We start from the raw sequence: 22,461 nt of genomic DNA, 5'->3' as shown, positions 1-22,461 counted from the left end.
GAAAACTAAAAAAAAAATAAATCCATACCGTATTGATTATAATAAACTTTTATATATGACTTAATGCAAAAATTATATTACATTAGGAGGATGATTAATGAAAACTAAATATCTGATAGGATTTATGCTTTTTACGATTTTTTTCATATCCATTTCTTATGTTTGTGCTGAAAATTATGATACAAATTTAACACAAGCTTCCGAACAAGACATATCCCTTGAAAAAATTAATGAAGTGAAAGATAATGATAAAAATCAAGAAAATTCCAATGACAACACATTAATCTCTGCAGATAAAAACAAAACTGAACTTAAAGAGACATACTACTATGACGTTGATCAGGATGACGTATGCTATGATAACAGCCTTAAAATTGTATCCAAAAATGTAAAAATGTATTACAAAGACGGCACCGAGTTTAAAGTAAAAGTCTTAAATGAAAACGGCAAACCTGAAAAGAGATTATTGGTCTATTTTATAATTGATGACAAATCCTATAAAAAAGTTTATACCGACAGTAAGGGCTTTGCGTCAATTTCACTAAAATATAATATCGGAAAACATAACATCTACACAAGCATTGCTGAAGGAGATGGAAAAGGAAATAGCGGATCATTCTGGTTTACATATAACAAAATAACAATAAAATCAACAATCCCTACTAAAGCTTTATCAAAATCCATAAATCAAAAAAATAAAGAATTTAAAATCAAGTTTTTAAATAAAAAAGGCAAAATTCTTAAAAATAAAAAAGTTAAAATCAAAGTTAAAAGCAAAACCTACAAAATTAAAACCAATAATAAAGGAATAGCTAAAATTAAAATAAACTCATTTAAAAAAGGCAAACATTATATTACTGCAATCAACACTGTCACTAAAGAAAAACGAAAAATAACAGTTAAAATTAAATAAGATATTAATTATCTTATTTTTCTATTTTTTAATTTAATCATCCCATTAACAATACATTAATAAATGATTAAAACCAAATTTAATATATTATACTTATACTAATTTCATTAGGAGAGATAATTATGGATAATTATGAAGATTTATTAGAAAGAGCAATAGACCAATTACCTCCTGAAGTATTTGAACACAAAAGATTCAAAATTCCTAAAGCTTATTCAGATATCCAAGGTAATAGAACTTTTATTAAAAACTTTAAAGATGTTGCAGAAGGTTTAAACAGAGACCCTCAACATTTATTAAAATTCTTGATGAGAGAATTAGGTACTGCAGGAAATATTGAAGGTCAAAGAGCAATCTTACAAGGTAAATTTACTCATTATTTAATTAATGAAAGAATTGAAGATTACGTAGACAAATACGTTATTTGTCACGAATGTAACAGACCAGATACAAGAATTATCAGAGAAGGTAGAATATTCTTACTTAAATGTGCTGCATGCGGTGCAACAGCACCTTTAAAATCATTATAATTCTACTTTTTTTACCTATTTTTTATTGATAATATGTTTTGTCCAGAGTGCGGAAGTACAGATAAGGAAATGGTTGGAGACGTCTGTATTGACTGTTTTTTAAAAGAATTTCAGATGATTGAAATACCGGAAAGAATTGAAGTTCAAATCTGTAGCCACTGCAATAGTAAACTTGAAGAGGGAAAATGGAGTGATGAATTCATTCCCGAAGAAGAAATCATATACCGTGCACTGGAAAGAAACATTAAAATTGCTGATGAAGTTGAAAATGAAATCATAAACCTTGAAATCGACCAGATGAAAGGCACACTGGCAGAGTGTTATGTTGAAGTTATCGGAGAAGTTCATGGAACTCAGATTGAAGAAACTCATGAAAGTGAAGTTAAAATCCTAAAGACAGTCTGTCCGACATGCAGTAAAGTACAATCAGGTTATTACGAAACTGTTATACAGTTCAGAGCAGACAAAAGAGAAATAAAACCTGAAGAATATGCTAAAGCCGATGAAATTGTTGAAAGGACTTTAGTCAAACAGTCAAAAAAAGACAAATTGGCATATTGTCCTCAAATAGCTAAACTAAAAGAAGGCTATGATTATTATATTGGATCATTCAAAACCGGCCATAAAGTAGCTGAAGCACTTAAAGAGGAATTTGGAGGAATAATTAAAGAATCTCCAAGACTTATCAGCGAAGACAAATCCACAGGAAAAGGTCTTTACAGAGTCTGGATTTCAGTAAGAATCCCTGAATTTGAAGTTGATGATTTCATTAAATTTGAAGACAAAACCATGCAGGTAAATAGTCTCGGCAAAAATAGTGTTGTTGGAGTTGACATTTCAACAGCCAAAAAGCACAACATTCCAATGAAGAACATGGAAGACATTGAACTTGTTAAAAAATCTGATGAAATAGAGACAACCACAATCATTTCAAAATCTCCAAGCATCATACAAATTCTAGATCCAAGCGATTATTCCGCAGTTGATTTGGAAATGAAAGAGGAATTTGCTGACTACAATATTGGAGACGAAATCAAACTTATTAAAATTGACAATTACATTTATTTATTGAACTAAGTGATAAAATGAACATTGAAGAAAAGATTCAATTGATTGAAGAAGGAACCCTGGAAGTTATAGATACTGATGAGCTGAAAGAAGTGCTTGAAAAAGACCAACCTATAGCTTATACAGGTTATGAACCTTCAGGTAAAATCCATTTGGGACACGCTGTAACTGTACAAAAATTAAAACAACTCCAAAAATTAGGATTTAAAATTAAGATTCTTTTAGCAGATTACCATGCATTTTTAAATGGAAAAGGAACCGTTGAAGAAATAGCTGAAACTGCTGAATACAATAAAAAATGTTTCCAGGCATTAGGTCTGGATGAAACTACTGAATATGTTTTAGGTTCATCCTTCCAATTAGATAAAGATTATACAGATAAAGTTTACCAATTGGCCACCATGACTACTTTAAAAAGAGCAAGAAGAAGTATGGATCAAGTAAGCCGTGCTGATGACAACCCAAAAGTGGCAAGTGTAATTTATCCAATCATGCAGACCGTGGATATGGCTGCTTTAGAAGTTGATATTGCTCTTGGCGGAATGGAACAGAGAAAAATCCAAATGTTAGCACGTGAAAACTTAGAAAAAATAGGTGAAAATGTACCTGTTTGTATTCATACACCATTATTACATGGTCTTGACGGCGATGCTAAAATGTCATCAAGTAAAGGAAACTACATTGCTGTAGATGACAGCGTTGAAGTAATCACTAAAAAAATCAAGAAAAGTTTCTGTCCGCAAGGAGAAGTTGAAGGAAATCCAATGATTGAAATTGCAGAAACCTTTGTTTTCCCAAATCAAGATACTTTACTCATCAAAAGGCCTGAAAAATTCGGTGGAGATATTGAATTGACTCATGATGAACTGATTAAAGACTTCAGCGAAGGCAACTTACATCCAATGGATTTGAAAAATGGAATTAAAGACTTCTTAATTGAATTCTTTGCTCCTGTAAGAGAATACATGGAGGAAAATTAAATGGTGGAAGAAAAACAAGAATACGAAATGGGTTTGCCAAATGGTGTTGGTGAAAAAATGCTTGCACATGCCTTTGAAAAGTTCGACATTAAATTGGAGCAAACTGAATTTGGTCCAAAAATTATCGGAGAATATGACGAGCTTGTAAAAGCAAAAGAATTTTTGGAAAATGAAATTAAAGAAAGATTAAAACAATTACAAGGAGAATAATCTTCTCCCAAACTTATTTTTTATAATTATATTTTCAAAAAATTTTTATTTTTACTGTTTTCGATGTTTACATCACCATATATGATTTCTTCATTGCTTGAACCCACAGCAATTGTTTTTCCAGAATAATCGCAAATTAATGATTCACCACAAAAATTCATATTATTTTCTCGGCCAACCCTATTACACATTGCAATATTCACATTATTTTGATATGCTTGAACCCTAATTTCCCATTTGAATAGCTCTGTGTCTTCAAAGGTCGCATTTGCAGTAGGTATTAAAATTAGATTAGCTCCTTTTAATGCTTCTTGGCGAATACTTTCTGAAAAATGTCTATCGTAACAGACCACAATTCCAATTTTTCCAAATTTAGTTTCAAAAACATTAAAACCATCTTCACCAGGAAAATAATAATATTTCTCATAAAAATATTTGTTGTTTGCTATATTGACCATCTTTTGATTACCAATGATTTCACCATAATCATTAATTAAAAAGCTCATGTCATAATTTTTACCGTTCTGGCGAACGTATAAATTTGGTGAAGCATATATTTCATATTTTGCACATGCCTCCTGAATACCCCTAATGTATTTAGAATCATATGGCATCAAGTATTCACTTACATCTTTCTTTTGATATTGTGGAAAAAAGGGAGATAACTGAAGCTCACTAAAACAAATTAAATCTGCATTATTTTCACTAGCTTTTTTAATAAACTCAATTGATTTATTATAATTTTCTTCAATATTTTTTGAGATTTTCATTTGTCCTAGAGCTATTTTCAAAATACCACCTAAATAAATAAACTCATATCACTTTTCTCCCAAGAACCAATGAATGTAGCAACACCACCCAGTTCAACACCATCAATTAATTCCTCTTGATAACTTCCCAGTATATTCATTGACATTAGACAGGCTACAATGCGAAAAGCGTGATTTTTTGCACTTTCAATTAACTCTTCAAGAGACAGTATCACCTTTTGATTCATTATAGACCTAATAATTTTTGCACCCATTCCACCATATTCATTTTGACAATCCTAATTTTTTAGTGCCCCTAGGCATCATGAATCCAAATGTTTTTTCAATTAGAGTATTTTGACACTTACTTTTTCAGGCTTTCTCAAAATATTCAAATGTCTGCAATTTGAATTATTGGACCCGGACACAACTGGCCTTTGACATCAAGCTCAACAGCCATTAAATTTTTGACATATTCCCAATATTGATTAAAACCACCTTCAAGACTAAATGCCTCATAACCCCAAGAGATTAGCTCTTCTGTAGTATCATCACTTCTCTCACCAGTCTTATAATACACAATAATCTCTTTTGCATTATCAAGTTGTTCTAAATTGTACGTTAGCTCTGAATGAGGGATGTTTATTGAGTTTTCAATTTTTCCAAAAATGCTTCTTCATATCTAACATCGATTATTTGAATGTTTTGTTAGTCTTTTTCTAACAAGTCTTTTGTATTTACTATTTTTACCATTTTCATCACTTCTTTTGATTCGCCGAGCAATGAAAAAGATAATATAAAAATATAACAATAGTTATTTTTTCATCAAATTAGATATTCTTCCACATATTATATAAACATTTTGAAAATATAACAATAGTTATATATTGTAAATTTCAAAATAATTCATAATTAAACTTTAGGTAAAAATCATGAAAAAAAGAAAATATGGAAAAGAACTTGGATTTCAAACACGTGCTGTGCACAGTGGAAATGATGTAGACAAAGAAACAAATGCAATTAAACGTCCAATAACCATGGGAAACAGTTATGAATTACCCTATGACCCGACAAACATCAACTGGAGTAGTGCAGATAGCATACTATATACCAGAAATGGAGGATCAAATCAAAAATATCTGGAAGAGAAAATAGCAAATTTGGAAAATGGTGAAGATGCTATAGTTCTTGCAAGTGGAGTGGGAGCTCTTTCAGGATTATTCTTTTCATTATTGGAAAGTGGAGACCATGTTGTATTCTCCAATGTAACTTACATTGCAGCTTATAGACTATTAAATGAATTATTTAATGAAAAATTTAAAGTAAAGACCACAATTGTTGATACAACCGATATTGAAGAAATAAAAAAAGCAGTAACCAACAAAACAAAATTAATCCATATAGAAACTCCGGGAAATCCTACAATTGGAATATCTGACATTGAAGAAATTGCAAAAATAGCCCATGAACATGGTGCACTTCTTTCAGTAGACAACACCTTTGCATCTCCATTTAACCAACGCCCTCTTGAGTTAGGAGCAGATTATGTAATCGAAAGTTTAACCAAATACATTAACGGACATGGAGACTCAATGGGTGGAGCAATAATAGCCAATGACAAAGAACTGTTAACACCAATCAGAGAACAGTCACAAGTTAATTTAGGAGCAACAATTAGTCCTTTTAATGCATGGCTGATTATGAGAGGCTCTGTAACACTACCTTTAAGAATGAAAGCCCATAATGAAAATGCACAAGCAGTAGCGGAATGGTTAGAATCACAGGAAAATATAAGTTTTGTATCATATCCAGGACTTGAATCAAACAAAGGACATGAAATAGCCAAAAAACAAATGTTTAATGGATATGGTGGAATGATTGCATTTGGATTGAAAGCCAATCATGACAAACACAATGAATTTGTGAGCCATTTAAAAATCATAACTTCAGCTGTTTCATTAGGCCATGATGAAAGTTTAATTGTATTCATAGGAGAAGATGATGAAAGACAATATTTATACCCTAAAGAGTTCCATAATGGATTTTTCAGATTTTCTGTTGGAATAGAAGATGTGGAAGATATAATAGAAGATTTACGCCAAGCATTAGAAAAAACAGGATTATTTAGTAAAATATAAGTTCAAAGCGTTAAGTATTGTTAATGACTAATTGTTTTTAGATTCAATGAGTTGTGATGGATGTGGAAAATGTTTAACCATATGTAAACATGAGCCATCAACAGCATATATTCCATACCTTGAAGGTGTTGCCTGTAAATTGATTGATTTCAATAAACAAATTGAAAATCTAAATGAAATAGGAGGGGGTTTAAAAACCTCTTTTATTATTTGTTTTGAAATAATTTAAATTGAAAAAAATGAGTAATTATTTTTATCAAAATTAAATTAAACATCATTTAATGAAGTGAATTTTAAATTAAAATTAATTAAAATTTGAAATTTACATATAAATAATAACAAGCATACATCACAGAATACAATCCGGACAAATTCCAAGATATGGTGCTACTGCTTTTTTAATATCTGAAGACACCTTATTTACACCATTATTTGCATCGATAATCTTATGTTCATAATTTTCAACTAAGTTTAAATAGTTTTCTTTAACAGTAGCTAAAAACTCCTCGTTTTCAAAAGTATCTTCACCAGATGTTCTTGCAACAGACTTTTTAACATCCAAATCCAGCAATAACAATAAATCCGGCTTTTTAGCATACCTGTTTAAAATTTCAATCCATTCAGCAGGATCCTGATAAGCAAGAGATGAAATAAATGATCTGTCTGAAATAATTATTTTTGACTCATCTTCCAATTTATCCATTATCAACATCCTATCTGCTGCAAAAAGTAGTCCTAAAGTTTTTTGAATCCTATCTGTTGTTGCATCTGGACGTTGCAAGATTTTTCTAATTAATTTTCCGACTTCAGAATCTGTCGGCTCAACCATTGTTTCAACTCGAAAACCGTTAGCTTCCAGCCATTCTTTTAACATCTGAATTTGAGTTGATTTTCCTGCACCATCAATTCCTTCAAAAACTATATACATAAAAATTAATTTGGAAAAAATATTATTTAAAAGTAGAGGTTGATGTGTGAGTAGTTAAAATTTGATTAAATTTAGAGGAGATACATGCTATTAACTACTCACACCATTTGAAAGACAATGTAAACGTGTTTCATCGATAAAATATGAATTTTTAAATTTTGGCAGATAATTTTCTATTTCGTGTTTAATTTAATGGAAGTTAAGGATTAAATCCCCGAACTTCCTTCATGTACATTATCAATTTCGATTTTCTGATTCAACAATAACTGATTTATCCAACCAGATGCCCATTCTGACAAATCATCATTATCAAATGGAGTTGGTAAAAATTTATTTTTATTATCAATTATTCTTCTTGCAAGGTCCCTATAGACCTCTGCTTGAGCAGAATCAGGTGCTCCTTCAATTGTTGTTACACCATCTAACTCACAACGAGTAACCGTAGGAGACCTTGGAACAAATTTGATTACATCACTGTTAGTTTCTTTAGTGAAATCTCTAATCATATCTTCTTGAAGAGGAGATTTAATTGAATTACCTATAACACCTCCGAGTAGTGCGCCACCATTATTAGAATATTTTAGAATTCCTTTAAACAAGTTGTTCACGGCATAAATGGCCATATAATCAGAGGAGGTCACAGTATAAACCTGATCAGCAATTCCTTTACGAATAGGCATTGCAAAACCACCACATACAACATCCCCTAACACATCATAAATGATTATATCAGGATTGTATTCATCAATGATTCCATTTGTATTTAATAATTCAATAGCTGCAATAATCCCTCTTCCAGCACACCCTACTCCTGGTTCAGGACCTCCAGCTTCAACACAATAAATACCATTATATCCTTCATGAACAAGATTATCCAAATCACTGGATCTTTTTCTAACAGTATCTAAAACAGTTGGAATTGATTTTCCTTTTCTTAAGGTTGTTGTGGAATCATTTTTAGGATCACAACCAATCTGCATTACACTATACCCCAAATCTGATAGTGCTGCTGATAGATTTGATGTTGTGGTGGATTTTCCAATACCACCTTTTCCATAAATTGCAATTTGCTTTGTCATTAACTTACCTCCTTTAATTTTTTTATAATGGACCTACAAATCCGCTTACTACATCTTCAACTACTGTTAAACCACCTTCATATCCACCGTAATGTTTAGCTAGCACTGCCCTATTGTAAATTGGATATGAAATTGGAATATGCAAAGCATTATAATCTTCAATGGAAGTCGGTGCTTCAATTGAACTTGAAAATAGGAATAAGAATGGCCTATCTTCCAGATTTTTTCTAATCTTGTAAGTATCTGCTTCAAATATTATGTCCGGTTGAACAACAGTGTCAAGATTATTTCTAATTTCTGATATAATTTCTTCCCTAACTTCAATCGGAGGATTATCAGTTATCTGAATTATATCCGGCAAATAACCAAGTTCATTAGCCAAAAATTTTGTAAATGCGATTGCATAACTACTTTCAGCAGCAACAGCATAAAATGAATTTGGACGTACCAAAATGATTGCATCGCCAGGATATTCTAATAATCTATAATACCAATCTTCTTTTTGAGAAATGAAATTTTCTACTGTTTGCTCAGGAACTCCAATTTTTTCACCAACTGTTCTCAAGAATTCTGCAGTTTGTTTTGCACCTACTGGAACATTTGGGAATTTAATAAATGGAGTGCCATATTTTTCTTCTAACTTTTCTACAGCCCTAACACCTAACCAAGGATTTACCACAATATTGTATTCAGCTTGAGGTATTTGATTAATATGATCTAAACCATTTTTTTCTGAAAAGATTATGTTAGCTTTAATACCAATTGACCCTAATAAATTTTTGATAGTTAATAAATCTCCTTTCCAGTAAACATGATTGTATGGAACAATTCCGAAAATATTAACAGTTTTTTCCTCAACATCTCCTGCTTCATCAGGCAATAATTGATCGATAATTGCGTCCCAGAACAGATTATATCCTTCTGGAGAATTTGCTTTAAATCCTGGTGCATTAACATGAATTACTGCCGCTTTATCTCTAAATTCATCAACAACTTGATCAACATCATCACCAATTAATGATGGAACACAACCTGAAGTTACAACAAATAATTCATCGTTAGCTATTTCAATAGTTGATTCAATTAAGTTTCTAAGTTTTTCTTCACCTCCTAAAATCACATGTTCTTCTACAAGACAGGAACAAGGAGTACTTGTTCCCCCTTCATTTCCTCCTGCAGATTCTCCGCCAGCATATAATGTTCCGAATAGCTGACCTACCCCACATCCTGCACCTGAATGAAGGATTGGAATACCGCCTCTTATTCCCAGAGTTGTCCCATATACACCTGCAAGAGCACAACTGTATCTCGGTGCTTCAACCGCTTCTCTTTCAAAATATGATACATTAGTATCAATTCCGGATTTATTTTCTAATGTGTTTTCACTAGACAATTAATCACCCCCATAAATTTTAAGAACTAAATAATATCCATTAAATTATTTACCTTCATTTAAGTAGTATAAAGGATTATCCTGTTCATACCACCAGTCTTTATAACTTTTTTCAGTTTTTTCAGCCAAAGTCTTATGATAAGATTTATTTTTAAATGCATGTAACAAGAAGTTACCAAATGCTATTGCTCCAGCATAACCTGATTGAGCACTAGTAGGTTCAGGATCTCCCCTTAATGAGTGAATTCTAGTTACATTATTGTCTCTTTCCCAAGTTCCCCCTTGGAATGGACATGTTAATGTCAAATCAGGATCCAAATTAGTTGTTACATTAGCTTGTTCGGCAGCTTGGAATGTATTAACCATCAATTGGAAATCTCCACTTTTTTCAATGATATCTTCAAGTTCTTCAATTAATAAATCATCAAAGTCCTGTGCCATTGCTGCAGGAGTTGCTAAACCTAACTCATCAAAGTACGGCATTTGTGACACTAATCTTCCCTGACCAAGAGAACCTAAAACTGTTGGCTTTTCGCCATTTTTCCTCAAACTTACAAATTCATCCTGAATTGCTTTAAGTTTAGGTTTCCAAATCTTGTGTTCTTCCTCTATTAATTTTTCAACTTCATCCTCTTTGCCAGTGTATTTTGCAATGTTTCTTAACCATTCATCAGTACTTGAAATTCCAGTTGGAGAAGGATAAAGGAAATATGGAACCCCGTATTTTTGCTCCAATCCTCTTGAAAGATAATCTGTGTATGTAGGACAAATCGGAGCAGTTACAGCTGCCTCAGATAATTGCTCAAAATCAGAAACAGTTGCAAATTCAGGAATGAAATTTACTCTCAAGCCTAATTTTCCAAGCAATCTTTTTATTTCAAGCCTGTCCTGCCAAGTGTATGACAACATGCTCGCAACATTCACAAGATCTTCTTGTTTTTTCTCAGGTTCTTTAACCAAATATTTTAAAACAGCATGCCAAAATGCATCATAACCAGTTTGCACAAGTCTGCTCCTTATCCCTTCACAATGAATAGGAACAATTTTTGCATTTACTTCTGGTTGAACTTCATCAACTGTTCCTTCAATATCTTCACCAATTATACCTGTTGTACAGGATGTCAATATAAATATTGCCTGAGGGTTATAACGTTCTTCAGCTTTTAATATAGCATCCCTTAATTTTTCAGAGGCTCCATAAACAACATCATCCTGTTGGAGATTTGTTGTCAACCAAGCATTGTTATACTCATTAGTTCTACCCAATGATTCTGGAATTCCTCTATACAATTCACGATATCCTAATGATCCTGCAGAACATCCCACAGGAGCATTAAATATTGTAACAGAATCACGAATAGTTGTTACTCTGTTTGATAGATAGAAATTCAAAACACATCCACCAGATTGCTGGAATTTTCTATCAGGAATTGTAATTTTTCCTTCTTTTGCATCTTGTAATAGTTCAGATGCTTTCCCATAGTAAACATTTGTACCATTGGCACGTTGTTCCCTGTTAGGACAAGTATCCTTATCTAAATCAAGTATTCTTTTAATTTTATTTTTTCTACATGATCCATTTCCATGATGTCCACCATGTCCATTAACCATATTTACACCTTCCTATAATAAATATAACAATTGTTATATTTCATAATCAAACATACTACTCTCTAACAATTGTTAAAATAATAATCAAACTCCTCATAAAAGTTCAATTGAATAAATCCCATTAAAAATCAGTATATTCCAAAAAAATAAGACAGACATTAAAATGGAAAATATTTTTAAAGATTAAATATTCAACAATAGTAATTGCATTTATAAAAAAATTTTACATACGCATGACTAAAGGCATACACATGTGACAACATTTATGAACCATTATTATACATCTACACATAATTTTTACACCTTCCATATCATTTTGTAAACTTTTTTATAACTATTGTTATAAAAATTAGTCTGGTAGTAATAAGGTAGATAATTCTAGTATATAAATGTTACGGTTTTAGAGTATTTTTAAATACCAAATTAAACAAAGTTAATTATGAATAAACAATCAAGGTGTAAAAATAAAATGGTTTTAGAGGAATTATTGGCTCCTGCAGGTTCTTATGATGTATTAGTAATCGCAGTAAATGCCGGTGCTAATGCAGTTTATATAGCTGGGCAAAATTATGGAGCTAGAGCATATGCTAAAAACTTTACCATAGAAGAAATCAAAAAAGCAGTCAATTATGCTCATTTAAATGGGGCAAAAGTCCATGTAACAGTTAATACATTAATTAATAATTTTGAAATTGTTGATGTTCTGCAATATCTATTTAAATTATACCAAATTGGAGTGGATGCAGTTATTGTTCAGGATTTCGGATTAATATGGCTTTTGAAAACATTCATTCCAGATTTGGAAGTTCATGCTTCAACACAGATGGGATTAAACAATTATGCTTCAATTAAATGGGCTGGCAAAAACAATATTAAACGTGTTGTTCTTCCAAGAGAAGTGACTATCCCGCAAATCCAGGAGACTACTCAGAGATTAAAAGAGGACAATATCAATATGGACATTGAAGTGTTCGGCCATGGTGCATTATGCTATTGTGTCAGCGGAAAATGCTACATGTCCTCATACAATAGTGGTCGTAGCGGAAACCGTGGAGCTTGTGCTCAACCATGCAGACGAGAATACCGTTTAAAATACAGAGGATATAATATTGGAAACGGTTACCTCCTATCCACTCATGATCTTGCTACCTATAATCATTTAAATGAAATTTCCGATGCCGGAGTCAAATCATTAAAGCTGGAAGGCAGGATGAAATCCGGAGATTATATAGGAACAATCGTCAACAGTTACAGAAACATTATTGATGGAAATCCCGGAGATTACAAAAAAGATTTACACCTTGTTTTCAATCGCCAGTTCACTGACGGATACATGATGGGCGACAAGCCCGGAGATGTTATGGGCAGAGGCCACTCAGGCCATGAAGGACTATATATCGGAGATATTGTAGATATTGATGGGACCAAAGTTACAATAGAAGTTAAAAACCATGAAATCCCAGTCATTTTAGAGCCTGGAGATGGAATCGCTTTCAAGTACAACGGCAAGATTAAAGGAATTTATCTTGAAAACATCATAAAACAGGATGAAAATGAAATTGTCATTGACACTACACGTCTTGTTAAAGTCGGAACCGAAGTTTTCATCAGTTATTCAAAATCAACACATGAATACTTAAAGCAGTTTGAAAAGGAAACCATCAGAAATAATGTGGGAATCAATTTATCCCTAACCTGGGATGAGGATTTAAATCTATTTACAAAGGTTGAATTCCACATTGATGATGAATTGATTAATTTCCGTCATAAATGCTTAGGCAAGTTTGAAAAAGCAAAAAACAAACCAGTAACTGAAGAAATAATTACAAAACAGCTTGAAAAAACTGGTCAAACACCATTTTATATCAATAATATTAGGTTTAACAATATGCCAAAGGACATATTCATACCTATCCGCGAAATCAATCAAATCAGACGTGAAATTTTGGATAATGCTACTGATTTATTGCTTAATCATTACACTCCTACCAAGAAGTCTGTTAAAAAAGTTAGAAAGGATTTAAGCAAATTCTTTGATGATTATGATAACATTAAAGATAAACCTAAAAGGAAATCCCCTAAACTGTCAATTTTCATTGATGACATTTCACAGATTAGAGCCGCTTCAGGTTTTGATTTGAAACGCATTTACTTTGACGGCAACTGCCATTATAATAATCCTGAGGATTATTTCACAAACATTAAGGAAACCTTAAAGCAGGGTAGTTTAATGGCATCTCCAACCGAGTTCGTTTGGGTATTATCATCATTTATTTCACAGGAAGATGCTCTCAAATGCAATGAGATTGTCAAGGAACTTGAAAATGAGGGAATCATCATTTCTGTCATGGGCGATTTTCCGGGCATGAGTGAAATCTTTGACTGTCCTATTTACGGCAATCACAATTTAAATGTTTGGAACAGCTTTTGCGTGCGCAGTTTAAATGAATCAGGATTCAAATCACTGATATTATCCTCTGAGTTATCAGGAGATGAAATACAGGAACTGGTGCATAAGAATCATGACAGGAATATTGATTTGGAAATGATTGTTAATGGAAACCTGGAAGTTATTGTAAGTAAGGATGATTTCACCAATCTGAATGATGGCAAGGATTTCATAATTTCAAATGATGCTGATTATGCTATCCTTGAGGATAAAAAAAGGAAAAAATTCAAATATAAAATTTTCTTTGACTATAACAGACAGAGCCACATCATCAATAAGGACTGCTTATGTCTGATTGAAGAGATGAATGAAATTAAGGAATTGGGATTGGATTCATTGATTCTGGACTGCAGATACTCAAATGAACAGTACACCTCCCAGATTTTATCCATATATAATGAAAGTCTTAATGGAAAAAATCAGGATGAACTAACCAAGTATAAATACCAGATTATGGATTTTTCACAGTCTTACATTAATAAGGGCAATTATATTGAAGGTAGATTACATGAGAATTCCTGAATTGCTTGCTCCTGTCGGATCTGTGGAACATTTGAAGATTGCAATTAATGCAGGTGCAAGTTCCGTTTATTTGTCCGGGAAAAATTATGGTGCTCGCAAGTTTGCAGAGAACTTCACATTAGATGAAATCCGTGAAGCAGTAAACACTGCACACATGCATAATGTTAAGGTTTACGTGACTGTGAATACCATAATTAAAGAAAGAGAATTGGACAATGTCCTGAATTATTTAACCCACCTACATGCGATTGGTGTTGATGCCGTTTTGGTTCAGGATTTAGGACTGATAGAACTGATTAATGAATACTTGCCTGATTTGAAGATTCATGCTTCAACACAAATGACAATTGAAAATCAATTGAAACTAGATTATTTTGAAAGCAAAGGAGTTAAACGTGTTGTTCTTCCACGTGAGATGAGAAAAGAAGAAATTCAAAATATTAAAACAAATATGGAACTTGAAGTATTTGCTCATGGAGCATTATGCTATTCATACTCAGGACAATGTTTAATGAGCAGTTTTAAGGGAGGTCGAAGCGGCAACAGAGGAACCTGTGCTCAACCTTGTCGACAGAAATACCGAATCGATGGAATCAAAAAGCATGATTACTATTTATCACCATGTGACTTGAGCCTGTTTAATCAGCTAAAGGAAATTAGCGAATCAGAAATACACTGCATCAAGATTGAAGGTAGAATGCGCAGCAAGGAATACCTTGCCATTGTCATAAGCAATTACAGAAAAGCATTGAACAAACTGAAAAGCGGAAAAACAAGCAGTAGTGAAGAAATCAGTCTTGTTTTCAATAGAGGATTCAGTGAAGGCCAGTTCATGAACACATCCAAAAGAAGCATTCGTCCAGGACATACAGGTTTGAAGATAGGGAGAGTCATTAAAAGCAGCAAAAATCAAATCGCAATAAGATTACATGACTATATAACAAGTATTCCTGAAAAGGGAGATGGTTTGCTTATTGTCAAAAACAATAACGATTACGGATTGGAAATATCTCAAAATCCAATAGTCACCACTTTAAATCATTTCAACAAGGATAAATTCAAGCAGGTTAAAGATTTAACCCGTAAAAATAAAGTGTTAATTGTAAAAAGGGTTCGACAAAACAAGAAAAGTGATTTTAACTTAAATGAATCTGATGTATACCTGACAAAGAGAAACAGGTTATCCAAGAAAGTTAAGGAAATTGAAAGCAACGGCTCAAGTTATGTAAAATCAAAATTGATCCTCACATTTTCATTGAAAAACAAGTACCCTGTTTTAAAATCCCGATTGACTCTCGCAAATAGAAAAGTCATTGAAGCAGAAGTTAAGGGAAACACTACTTTTGAAAAGCCTTTAAAGAAAAGTGTTAGTACAGACACTGTCAGAAAGCAGCTTTCAAAGGTTGACAATTACCCATTTGAAATCACACAAATAAATGTCAATTATGACGGATCACTGTTTATTCCCATAAGCAAACTTAATGAACTTCGAAGGAATTTATTTGAAAAACTTGAATCAGAAGTGATTAAATCCTATCAGCGTAAAAGAAAAAAAATCAGTTTAAATAGGGTTGAAACTGAAATTGAAAATCATGAGGTTAACTTTTCATTTTATACTACTAATTTAAACCATTTGAGAAATTTGGATAATGTTAAAAGGGTTTATCTGGAAATTCCTCATCCTGATGACTCCCTAATTCTTAGAGAGGAAAATTACAATATAAGTTATATGGTGAATTTCCTTAAGGAAGCTTTGGAAATATCCTACGGCAAGGATTATGAGCTGATTTGGAAATGGCCAGACATTACCCATGACAAGCTAATCAGGGCATTCAATAAGGTTCGAGGAATACTGAATAAGATGCACTATTCCTTACCTATTATGAGCAATAGTTTTAATGCTGAGTATTGTTCCTATTCCATGAATCTCACAAACAATTATGCAATAGGCAGCCTTAAAAACTATAAGATATTAACATTATCAGTTGAGCTTAACCATAGTGACTATGAGGACATTATAAGATATTGCAAAAGTCCTGAAAAACTTGAGATGATGGTTCATGGTTCTGTTGAGCTTATGAAAACAAGATATGATTTATTATATGGAAATGAAGTTAAAAAATATGATAATTACCTGATTGATAGAAACAATAACAAATATCCGATTCATAAAAGCATTTCCAATGAGGAACTGATTATATTTAATGACAGCGAACTTTCGCTACTTAAAAAAGTTAATCACTTAAAAGACATCGGTTACTGTAATTTTTCAATAGATGGAAGATATAAAGAAGATGATTATTATAAAATCATTGATGTTTACAGAGAAGCATTGAATGACAATATTAATGAAAAAGAACTTCAAAAATACAGTCTGAAAAATACGATTGCTAATTTCTGATTACTTTTCAAATGCTCTCAGCAAAGTTTGAATATATACTATTTATAGAGATTATATTTACAAAAAGGGTTTGGTTAAAATGCAAGGAGAAAGAATTACATTGCAAAACATTAAAGGAATAGGAGATAAAATCTCTGAAAAAATCATTAATAGTGTTGGAGGAGAAGATGCACTCCAAAAAATAGTTGATAATGTTGATGTTGAAAAAATAGCGGCAGTTGATGGAATAAGCCAGAGAAAAGCAATTGAAATAATGAATCAACTGTTAAATAATCCTGAGTATGAGTTTATCAAAAGTGACCGTGCCATGGAGCTTTATGAAGACATCATCAATAAGATTTTGGCATATTCCAACACCAGCTATTCCAAAAATCGTATCCTATTGCTTTCTCCCTCAAAAGACATTGGAAAAATTAATTCAAAACTTGATTTTGTAATGAATGCCAAAGAGCATGTTTCTCAGCTTCCAATCATTAAATTAAGAGGTTTAATGAAAAATTTGAAAGAAGTTGAAGAAGTTAAACCCGAATATGATCCAAGCAAAGTTATTCTTGTTGAAAGTGCCGAAGACAATTCCTATCTTACTGATTTAGGACTTAACCAATATTACCCAATTCTCACCGCTAGTGATTCCCCACTTCTTAAAGAAGAAATGATGAACTATGATTTAGTTTTTTATGTTTATTCACAGGGAATTCTTGATTTTGAAGGCATGCCCAATGTAATAATGATCAATATTGAAGATAATGATTATGAAATTGTTCCTGAAAAAATCATTAACTTCTTTATTCAAAATAAAGAGTTATTTACAAGAGTTCATGAAATCCAAAAAATCAGAAATAAGGACAGTGTTTTAGGAGAAATCATTCCAATCATTGATGAATTGAATATTATTGATAAAAGAGAAGTTGATATTGAAGAACTTGTTCTTTCACTTAAAGATGAGATGGATGATGAATTGGAAAAATCCATAAAGCAAGTTGATCTTGAAGGAGATGAAATACTTAATTTATTAAATAATAACTTCCCTCCAAAGATTACTAAAATATTTGATGACATTATCAGTAAACGAAAAGCAATCATTAAGGAAAAAACTGGGATGAGTTTTGATCCGTACCTCAGAACATATCCTATTCAAATTGATGAAACAGAAATTCAAAGGGTGACTCTCGAACAGTCATCCCAAAAAGAAAATGATATATTTGACATTAAAAGAACTGCAGCTATTGAACTAAACTCCATAAAACAAAAGGCAATTGCTGAAGTTGAAGATGTAATCAGATTTGATTATGAATTCAGTTTAGGTAGTTTTGCATATGAATATGATTTATGCAGACCTGAATTCAGTGAGGAAATAAAACTAACCGGAGCCCTTCATTTAGAGTTAGCTCTTAAAAAAGACAAGGATTTTGTTCAAACAGTAGATTATCAATTAACACAAGATGAAAATATTGCACTTCTAACAGGAGCAAACAGCGGAGGTAAAACAACCCTTCTTGAAACATTGACACAAATTTCCATAATGGCACAGATGGGCCTTCCAGTAAGTGCAGAAAAAGCGGAAATTAAATTATTTGATGAAATTTACCACTTCTCAAAGAAAAGATCCCTTGATGCAGGTGCATTTGAATCATTCTTAAACGTGTTTATTCCAATCGTCACCACAAATAGTGAAAAGTTAGTATTATTAGATGAACTTGAAGGCATCACAGAACTTGATGCTGCAGTTAAAATAATATCAACATTCATCGATATGATTAAGGAATCCAATTCTTACGGTGTGATTGTCACTCATATGGCAAGGGAACTGATGAATTACACCAACATTCGTGTGGACGGTATTGAAGCAAAAGGATTAGATGAAAACTATAATCTAATTGTGGATAGAACTCCTAAGATGAATTTCCTTGCAAAAAGTACACCAGAATTAATTCTAAAAAGAATATATGAAAAATCCGATGATGACTTAAAAGCAGTATATGCCAGAATTTTAGAGAAATTCTAAAAAAACATATACTACTTTTTACTATTTTTAATTAATGAAAGTTAAACCTAGTGCTAGAAATGAGAACATAAAAAGATTAAATGAAATCTATAAAGTGTTAAAAAAGAATGATTTCGGATATTTAATCGAAGAAAATACTTTTTTTAAAAAATTTCCATTCCTTAGAAATTATCAAGCTGAAAAAGAAGGATATTTCCCTGATGAATCAGTTCCATTAAGAATTAGAAAAGTACTGGAGGAATTAGGTCCAGCATATATCAAATTGGGACAGATGCTAAGTACAAGGCCGGATCTTGTCGGCAAGGATATTTCTGAAGAACTTCAAAAACTAAGGGACAACACTCCAGTAACCCCATTTGATGAGATTAAAGAAGTTATTGAAAATGAACTGGAATCCCCAATTGAAGATATATATTCTGAAATTGATGAATCCCCAATCGGTTCAGCTTCAATCGGTCAGGTTTATAAGGCTCGTTTAAAAAGCACAAATGAAGAAGTTGCTATTAAAGTTCAAAAGCCAAATTCATATGAAGTAATCAAATCTGACGTTCAGATAATGAAATTTTTGGCAACAAGAACAGACAGGTTCCTTTATAAAACCAGAACATACAATTTGCCTGCCATGGTCAGTGAATTTGAACGTTCCATATTTAAGGAACTCAATTACATTGAAGAAGTAATGAATATGCAGAATCTTGCAAAAAACTTCAAAGGAGTTAGTTATATAAAAATACCTAAGGCATATACCGATTACTGCTCTTCAAAAGTAATTACAATGGAATTGATAAATGGTGTTGAAGTAAGCGATTTACTGGAAGGAGAATATCCCGAAATCGATAAGAAAAAAATCGCTGATTATGGAGTCAAATCTTATTTTAAACAAATAATGATTGACGGATTCTTCCATGCAGACCCACATCCGGGAAACCTGATTGTAACTGAAGACAATAAGTTATGCTATATTGATGAAGGAATGATGGGAATCCTGAATGAAACTTTTAAATCAAATCTGGCAGAACTGATTTTGCTTTTACTTAGCGGCAATACCGACAACATCATGAATCAGCTGATTTATATGGGCATTATCACACCTGCCCAGAATACTCCTGAGCTAAAAGAGGATGTTAATGACCTGTTGAATCTTTATTATGGTGCTGATTTGAAAAACATGGATGGTTTAATGGAAGATTTATTGAATGCAATGGTTAAAAATAATGTGATTCTTCCAAGAGAATTTGTAATGATCGGACGTGGAATTGCACTTATAGAAGATACCGGTAAGAAATTAAACCCAAAATTCAATGCAGCAACAGAACTTAAAAAATTATCAAATAAAATAATTCTAAATAAATACAAACCGGACAGGGTTGCAAAAACTAGTCTGAATTACTTCCTTCAGCTAGAACACTTGGCAAAGGATCTTCCTGATACAATCAACAAGACAATTTCTAAACTTGAAGAAGGAGAGCTTGAAGTTAACCTGAAACATATGGGCATCGGTGAGCTAACCAATCAGTTATCAGTATCATTAATCATATCCGCAATCATTGTCGGATCATCACTTGCAATTCTGGCAGATAAAGGACCTACACTATTCGATATACCAATAATTGGATTGTTTGGTTTCGTATTCAGTGCGGTTTTAGGTGCATATCTTGTTATTCAATATATGATAGAAAGAGAATGAATGTATGCTTTACCAAAAACATACAAAATATATTTTTTCAAATTTGTTAAATTAAATTTTGCCCGTATACTAACTCTCTTGAATCATTGCTAGAATACCCTTCGCTCCTCGAGTAACCCTCGAAACGGGCAGCCTATCCAATGCTGGGTTTCTCCTAATCATCAACAGCAAAAGCTTCCCTCATAGAAGGACCGTAGGCATTGGTCAAAAAATGATACGACAATAATATTATGTAAAAAATGATATTTAATGATTTCTTTTAAAAAAAATAGAAAATAATCAAGATATGAATCTTGATGAAATGTTTCAGTCCCCGTGGTGTATGAATTATGTATAATTACTCCAAATAGTCCCGGTGTTGAAGCGAAAGAAAACTTTCTTAAGAGTAATTTGAACAAGGTAATGATACAAAAATGATTGGATAGATTAGATGATAATACTATCCACCTGTTCAGACAACTCCTTATAACGATTTCTTATTGTCACTTCAGTAACTCCTGCAACTTCAGCAACATCACTTTGGGTTCTTCTTTCATTTAACAGAATTGAAGATATATACAAAGCAGCTGCAGCCATACCTACAGGACCTTTACCGTTATTTAACCCTTTTTTAATTGATTGATTAATAATTTCAATTGCCTTGGATTCAGCTTCACCAGACAAATCCAACAGGCTTGCAAACCTTGGAATATAATCAATAGGTGAAGTAGGTTTCAATTTAATATTAAGTTTTCTTGACAAAAACCTGTAATTTTTACCAATTTGTTTTTTGGAAATATTTGATACCTCAGAAACTTCCTCCAAAGAACGTGGAATATTATTTCGTCGACAAGCAGTATAAATTGAAGCTGCAACCATACTTTCAATACTTCTTCCACGAATGAGCTTATTTCGAGCGGCTTTTCTGTAAATCACAGCAGCATCCTCACGAATGGAACGGGGAATGCCTAACTTGGAAGATTCACGATCAAGTTCACTTAAAGCAAATGCCAAATTCCTTTCACTTGCATTAGAAATTCTCAAACGCTTATTCCATCTTCTTAAACGATATAATTGCTGCCTATTTGCTTCGGGAATATTACGGCCTTTACTGTCTTTATTTCGCCTGTCAATATCAGTAGGCAAACCCTTATCAGCAATTGCATAAGTTGATGGAGCACCAACTCTAGTACGCTTAAGCTTCTGGTCATGGTCAAATGCTCTCCATTCCGGACCGTTGTCAATGATGTTTTCATCTAAAACTAATCCGCAACGGGCACAAGTAACTTCAGCTTTCCTATCGTCAACTATTCTTTCAGTAGAACTACAGATAGGACAAGGTTTAACTTCATTGTCATGAAAGAGATCATGCGGTCTAACTTCATGATAAACTTCGGTGGTTTTGGTTGTTATAATATCATCCTCCTCAGGACAGGAATAAAATTCCAATGGTATTCGACAATCAAAACTAATTAAAAAAGGATAAAAATAGTATAATTAGTTTTTACATACTTTCAAATTTAGATGGTTGTATAAATTCAGAGTACATTATAATATAATGAGCTTGCAGCGAAATGAAATTCCCATAGAAAACCATAGTACACAAACAAAACACAAAAGGACTTCACTACTGGGATCGAAACGAGACCAGGTATAACCCCCATGCTATGACCGCAATACTCATTATGTTATGAAAATGATAAAATAATAAGTAATTAGAGTAAAGATTTGTATATAAAAGGCTTGCAGCGAAATGAAATTCCCATAGAAAACCATAGTACACAAACAAAACACAAAAGGACTTCACTACTGGGATCGA

General features: G+C 32.4%; 19 protein-coding genes and 1 rRNA gene. 11 read left to right on the top strand and 9 right to left on the bottom strand.

Annotated elements, in window-relative coordinates:
• The first annotated feature begins 97 nt into the window (after positions 1-97).
• The 5 genes from IJ258_RS01475 to IJ258_RS01455 all read left to right on the top strand — a co-directional run bounded on the left by IJ258_RS01475 (position 98) and on the right by IJ258_RS01455 (position 3,701).
• Complete coding sequence (locus tag IJ258_RS01475; RefSeq protein WP_292801928.1) at positions 98-913, top strand: hypothetical protein; 816 nt, start codon at positions 98-100, stop codon at positions 911-913.
• A gap of 122 nt (positions 914-1,035) precedes the next feature.
• Positions 1,036-1,443: a translation initiation factor IF-2 subunit beta gene (locus IJ258_RS01470; RefSeq protein WP_292801926.1), complete on the top strand. Its 408-nt coding sequence runs from the start codon at positions 1,036-1,038 to the stop codon at positions 1,441-1,443.
• 33 nt (positions 1,444-1,476) lie between these two features.
• The gene (locus tag IJ258_RS01465; protein WP_292801924.1) at positions 1,477-2,520 is read left to right on the top strand and encodes a 60S ribosomal export protein NMD3; all 1,044 of its coding nucleotides are present in this window, start codon (positions 1,477-1,479) and stop codon (positions 2,518-2,520) included.
• Between the two features lie 8 nt (positions 2,521-2,528).
• Entirely contained in the window at positions 2,529-3,491 is a 963-nt protein-coding gene (locus IJ258_RS01460; protein ID WP_292801922.1) for a tyrosine--tRNA ligase, read from the top strand.
• Between the two features lie 3 nt (positions 3,492-3,494).
• Positions 3,495-3,701, top strand: a complete 207-nt coding sequence (locus tag IJ258_RS01455) for a hypothetical protein (protein ID WP_366514555.1) — start codon at positions 3,495-3,497, stop codon at positions 3,699-3,701.
• 26 nt (positions 3,702-3,727) lie between these two features.
• On the opposite strand, the gene IJ258_RS01450 is transcribed toward IJ258_RS01455, so the two are convergent.
• The 3 genes from IJ258_RS01450 to IJ258_RS01440 form a co-directional block, all read right to left on the bottom strand.
• A complete protein-coding gene (locus tag IJ258_RS01450) occupies positions 3,728-4,492 on the bottom strand; it encodes a carbon-nitrogen hydrolase family protein (RefSeq protein WP_292801918.1) in 765 nt (254 codons plus the stop codon).
• Positions 4,493-4,500: 8 nt separating this feature from the next.
• The gene (locus IJ258_RS01445) at positions 4,501-4,725 is read right to left on the bottom strand and encodes a DsrE/DsrF/DrsH-like family protein (RefSeq protein WP_292801915.1); all 225 of its coding nucleotides are present in this window, start codon (positions 4,723-4,725) and stop codon (positions 4,501-4,503) included.
• Positions 4,726-4,841: 116 nt separating this feature from the next.
• Entirely contained in the window at positions 4,842-5,108 is a 267-nt protein-coding gene (locus IJ258_RS01440) for a rhodanese-like domain-containing protein (RefSeq protein ID WP_292802004.1), read from the bottom strand.
• 274 nt (positions 5,109-5,382) lie between these two features.
• Here IJ258_RS01440 and IJ258_RS01435 point away from each other — a divergent pair, with 274 nt between their 5' ends.
• The gene (locus IJ258_RS01435; protein ID WP_292801913.1) at positions 5,383-6,588 is read left to right on the top strand and encodes a PLP-dependent aspartate aminotransferase family protein; all 1,206 of its coding nucleotides are present in this window, start codon (positions 5,383-5,385) and stop codon (positions 6,586-6,588) included.
• Between the two features lie 46 nt (positions 6,589-6,634).
• Entirely contained in the window at positions 6,635-6,817 is a 183-nt protein-coding gene (locus tag IJ258_RS01430) for a hypothetical protein (RefSeq protein ID WP_292801911.1), read from the top strand.
• A gap of 120 nt (positions 6,818-6,937) precedes the next feature.
• On the opposite strand, the gene tmk is transcribed toward IJ258_RS01430, so the two are convergent.
• The 4 genes from tmk to IJ258_RS01410 form a co-directional block, all read right to left on the bottom strand.
• Positions 6,938-7,516 (bottom strand): dTMP kinase, encoded by a 579-nt coding sequence (gene tmk, locus IJ258_RS01425; protein ID WP_292801909.1) that lies wholly within the window; start codon positions 7,514-7,516, stop codon positions 6,938-6,940.
• A 206-nt stretch (positions 7,517-7,722) separates the two neighbouring features.
• Positions 7,723-8,595, bottom strand: coding sequence for a nitrogenase iron protein NifH (locus IJ258_RS01420; protein ID WP_292801907.1), 873 nt, complete (start codon positions 8,593-8,595; stop codon positions 7,723-7,725).
• Positions 8,596-8,617: 22 nt separating this feature from the next.
• Positions 8,618-9,988, bottom strand: coding sequence for a nitrogenase component 1 (locus IJ258_RS01415; RefSeq protein WP_292801905.1), 1,371 nt, complete (start codon positions 9,986-9,988; stop codon positions 8,618-8,620).
• Positions 9,989-10,033: 45 nt separating this feature from the next.
• The gene (locus IJ258_RS01410) at positions 10,034-11,599 is read right to left on the bottom strand and encodes a nitrogenase component 1 (RefSeq protein ID WP_292801903.1); all 1,566 of its coding nucleotides are present in this window, start codon (positions 11,597-11,599) and stop codon (positions 10,034-10,036) included.
• Positions 11,600-12,068: 469 nt separating this feature from the next.
• On the opposite strand from IJ258_RS01410, the gene IJ258_RS01405 reads away from it, so the two are divergent.
• The 4 genes from IJ258_RS01405 (at position 12,069) to IJ258_RS01390 (ending at position 20,663) form a co-directional block, all read left to right on the top strand.
• Positions 12,069-14,570 (top strand): U32 family peptidase, encoded by a 2,502-nt coding sequence (locus IJ258_RS01405; RefSeq protein ID WP_292801901.1) that lies wholly within the window; start codon positions 12,069-12,071, stop codon positions 14,568-14,570.
• Positions 14,557-16,971, top strand: coding sequence for a U32 family peptidase (locus tag IJ258_RS01400; protein ID WP_292801899.1), 2,415 nt, complete (start codon positions 14,557-14,559; stop codon positions 16,969-16,971). The genes IJ258_RS01405 and IJ258_RS01400 overlap by 14 nt, the downstream gene beginning before the upstream one ends.
• Positions 16,972-17,050: 79 nt before the next feature.
• On the top strand, positions 17,051-18,976 hold the full coding sequence (locus tag IJ258_RS01395) for an endonuclease MutS2 (RefSeq protein WP_292801897.1): 1,926 nt from the start codon (positions 17,051-17,053) through the stop codon (positions 18,974-18,976).
• A gap of 34 nt (positions 18,977-19,010) precedes the next feature.
• Positions 19,011-20,663 (top strand): AarF/ABC1/UbiB kinase family protein, encoded by a 1,653-nt coding sequence (locus tag IJ258_RS01390; RefSeq protein ID WP_292801895.1) that lies wholly within the window; start codon positions 19,011-19,013, stop codon positions 20,661-20,663.
• Positions 20,664-21,089: 426 nt separating this feature from the next.
• Here IJ258_RS01390 and IJ258_RS01385 read toward each other — a convergent pair whose 3' ends face one another.
• Both IJ258_RS01385 and rrf read right to left on the bottom strand, forming a co-directional pair.
• Positions 21,090-22,091 (bottom strand): transcription initiation factor IIB, encoded by a 1,002-nt coding sequence (locus tag IJ258_RS01385; RefSeq protein ID WP_394355649.1) that lies wholly within the window; start codon positions 22,089-22,091, stop codon positions 21,090-21,092.
• A gap of 112 nt (positions 22,092-22,203) precedes the next feature.
• Positions 22,204-22,321 (bottom strand): 5S ribosomal RNA (rrf, locus tag IJ258_RS01380).
• Positions 22,322-22,461 lie beyond the last annotated feature (140 nt).

The organism is Methanobrevibacter sp., from assembly GCF_017468685.1.
Classification (GTDB): domain Archaea; phylum Methanobacteriota; class Methanobacteria; order Methanobacteriales; family Methanobacteriaceae; genus Methanocatella.
This window is presented reverse-complemented; position numbering and strand designations above follow the sequence as displayed.

Excerpts from the sequence above, each read along its gene's own strand:
- IJ258_RS01475 (WP_292801928.1), top strand. The coding sequence starts at position 98 with ATGAAAACTAAATATCTGATAGGATTTATGCTTTTTACGATTTTTTTC.
- IJ258_RS01470 (WP_292801926.1), top strand. The coding sequence starts at position 1,036 with ATGGATAATTATGAAGATTTATTAGAAAGAGCAATAGACCAATTACCT.
- IJ258_RS01465 (WP_292801924.1), top strand. The coding sequence starts at position 1,477 with ATGTTTTGTCCAGAGTGCGGAAGTACAGATAAGGAAATGGTTGGAGAC.
- IJ258_RS01460 (WP_292801922.1), top strand. The coding sequence starts at position 2,529 with ATGAACATTGAAGAAAAGATTCAATTGATTGAAGAAGGAACCCTGGAA.
- IJ258_RS01445 (WP_292801915.1), bottom strand. The coding sequence starts at position 4,725 with ATGGGTGCAAAAATTATTAGGTCTATAATGAATCAAAAGGTGATACTG.
- IJ258_RS01435 (WP_292801913.1), top strand. The coding sequence starts at position 5,383 with ATGAAAAAAAGAAAATATGGAAAAGAACTTGGATTTCAAACACGTGCT.
- IJ258_RS01430 (WP_292801911.1), top strand. The coding sequence starts at position 6,635 with ATGAGTTGTGATGGATGTGGAAAATGTTTAACCATATGTAAACATGAG.
- tmk (WP_292801909.1), bottom strand. The coding sequence starts at position 7,516 with ATGTATATAGTTTTTGAAGGAATTGATGGTGCAGGAAAATCAACTCAA.
- IJ258_RS01420 (WP_292801907.1), bottom strand. The coding sequence starts at position 8,595 with ATGACAAAGCAAATTGCAATTTATGGAAAAGGTGGTATTGGAAAATCC.
- IJ258_RS01410 (WP_292801903.1), bottom strand. The coding sequence starts at position 11,599 with ATGGTTAATGGACATGGTGGACATCATGGAAATGGATCATGTAGAAAA.
- IJ258_RS01405 (WP_292801901.1), top strand. The coding sequence starts at position 12,069 with ATGGTTTTAGAGGAATTATTGGCTCCTGCAGGTTCTTATGATGTATTA.
- IJ258_RS01400 (WP_292801899.1), top strand. The coding sequence starts at position 14,557 with ATGAGAATTCCTGAATTGCTTGCTCCTGTCGGATCTGTGGAACATTTG.
- IJ258_RS01395 (WP_292801897.1), top strand. The coding sequence starts at position 17,051 with ATGCAAGGAGAAAGAATTACATTGCAAAACATTAAAGGAATAGGAGAT.
- IJ258_RS01390 (WP_292801895.1), top strand. The coding sequence starts at position 19,011 with ATGAAAGTTAAACCTAGTGCTAGAAATGAGAACATAAAAAGATTAAAT.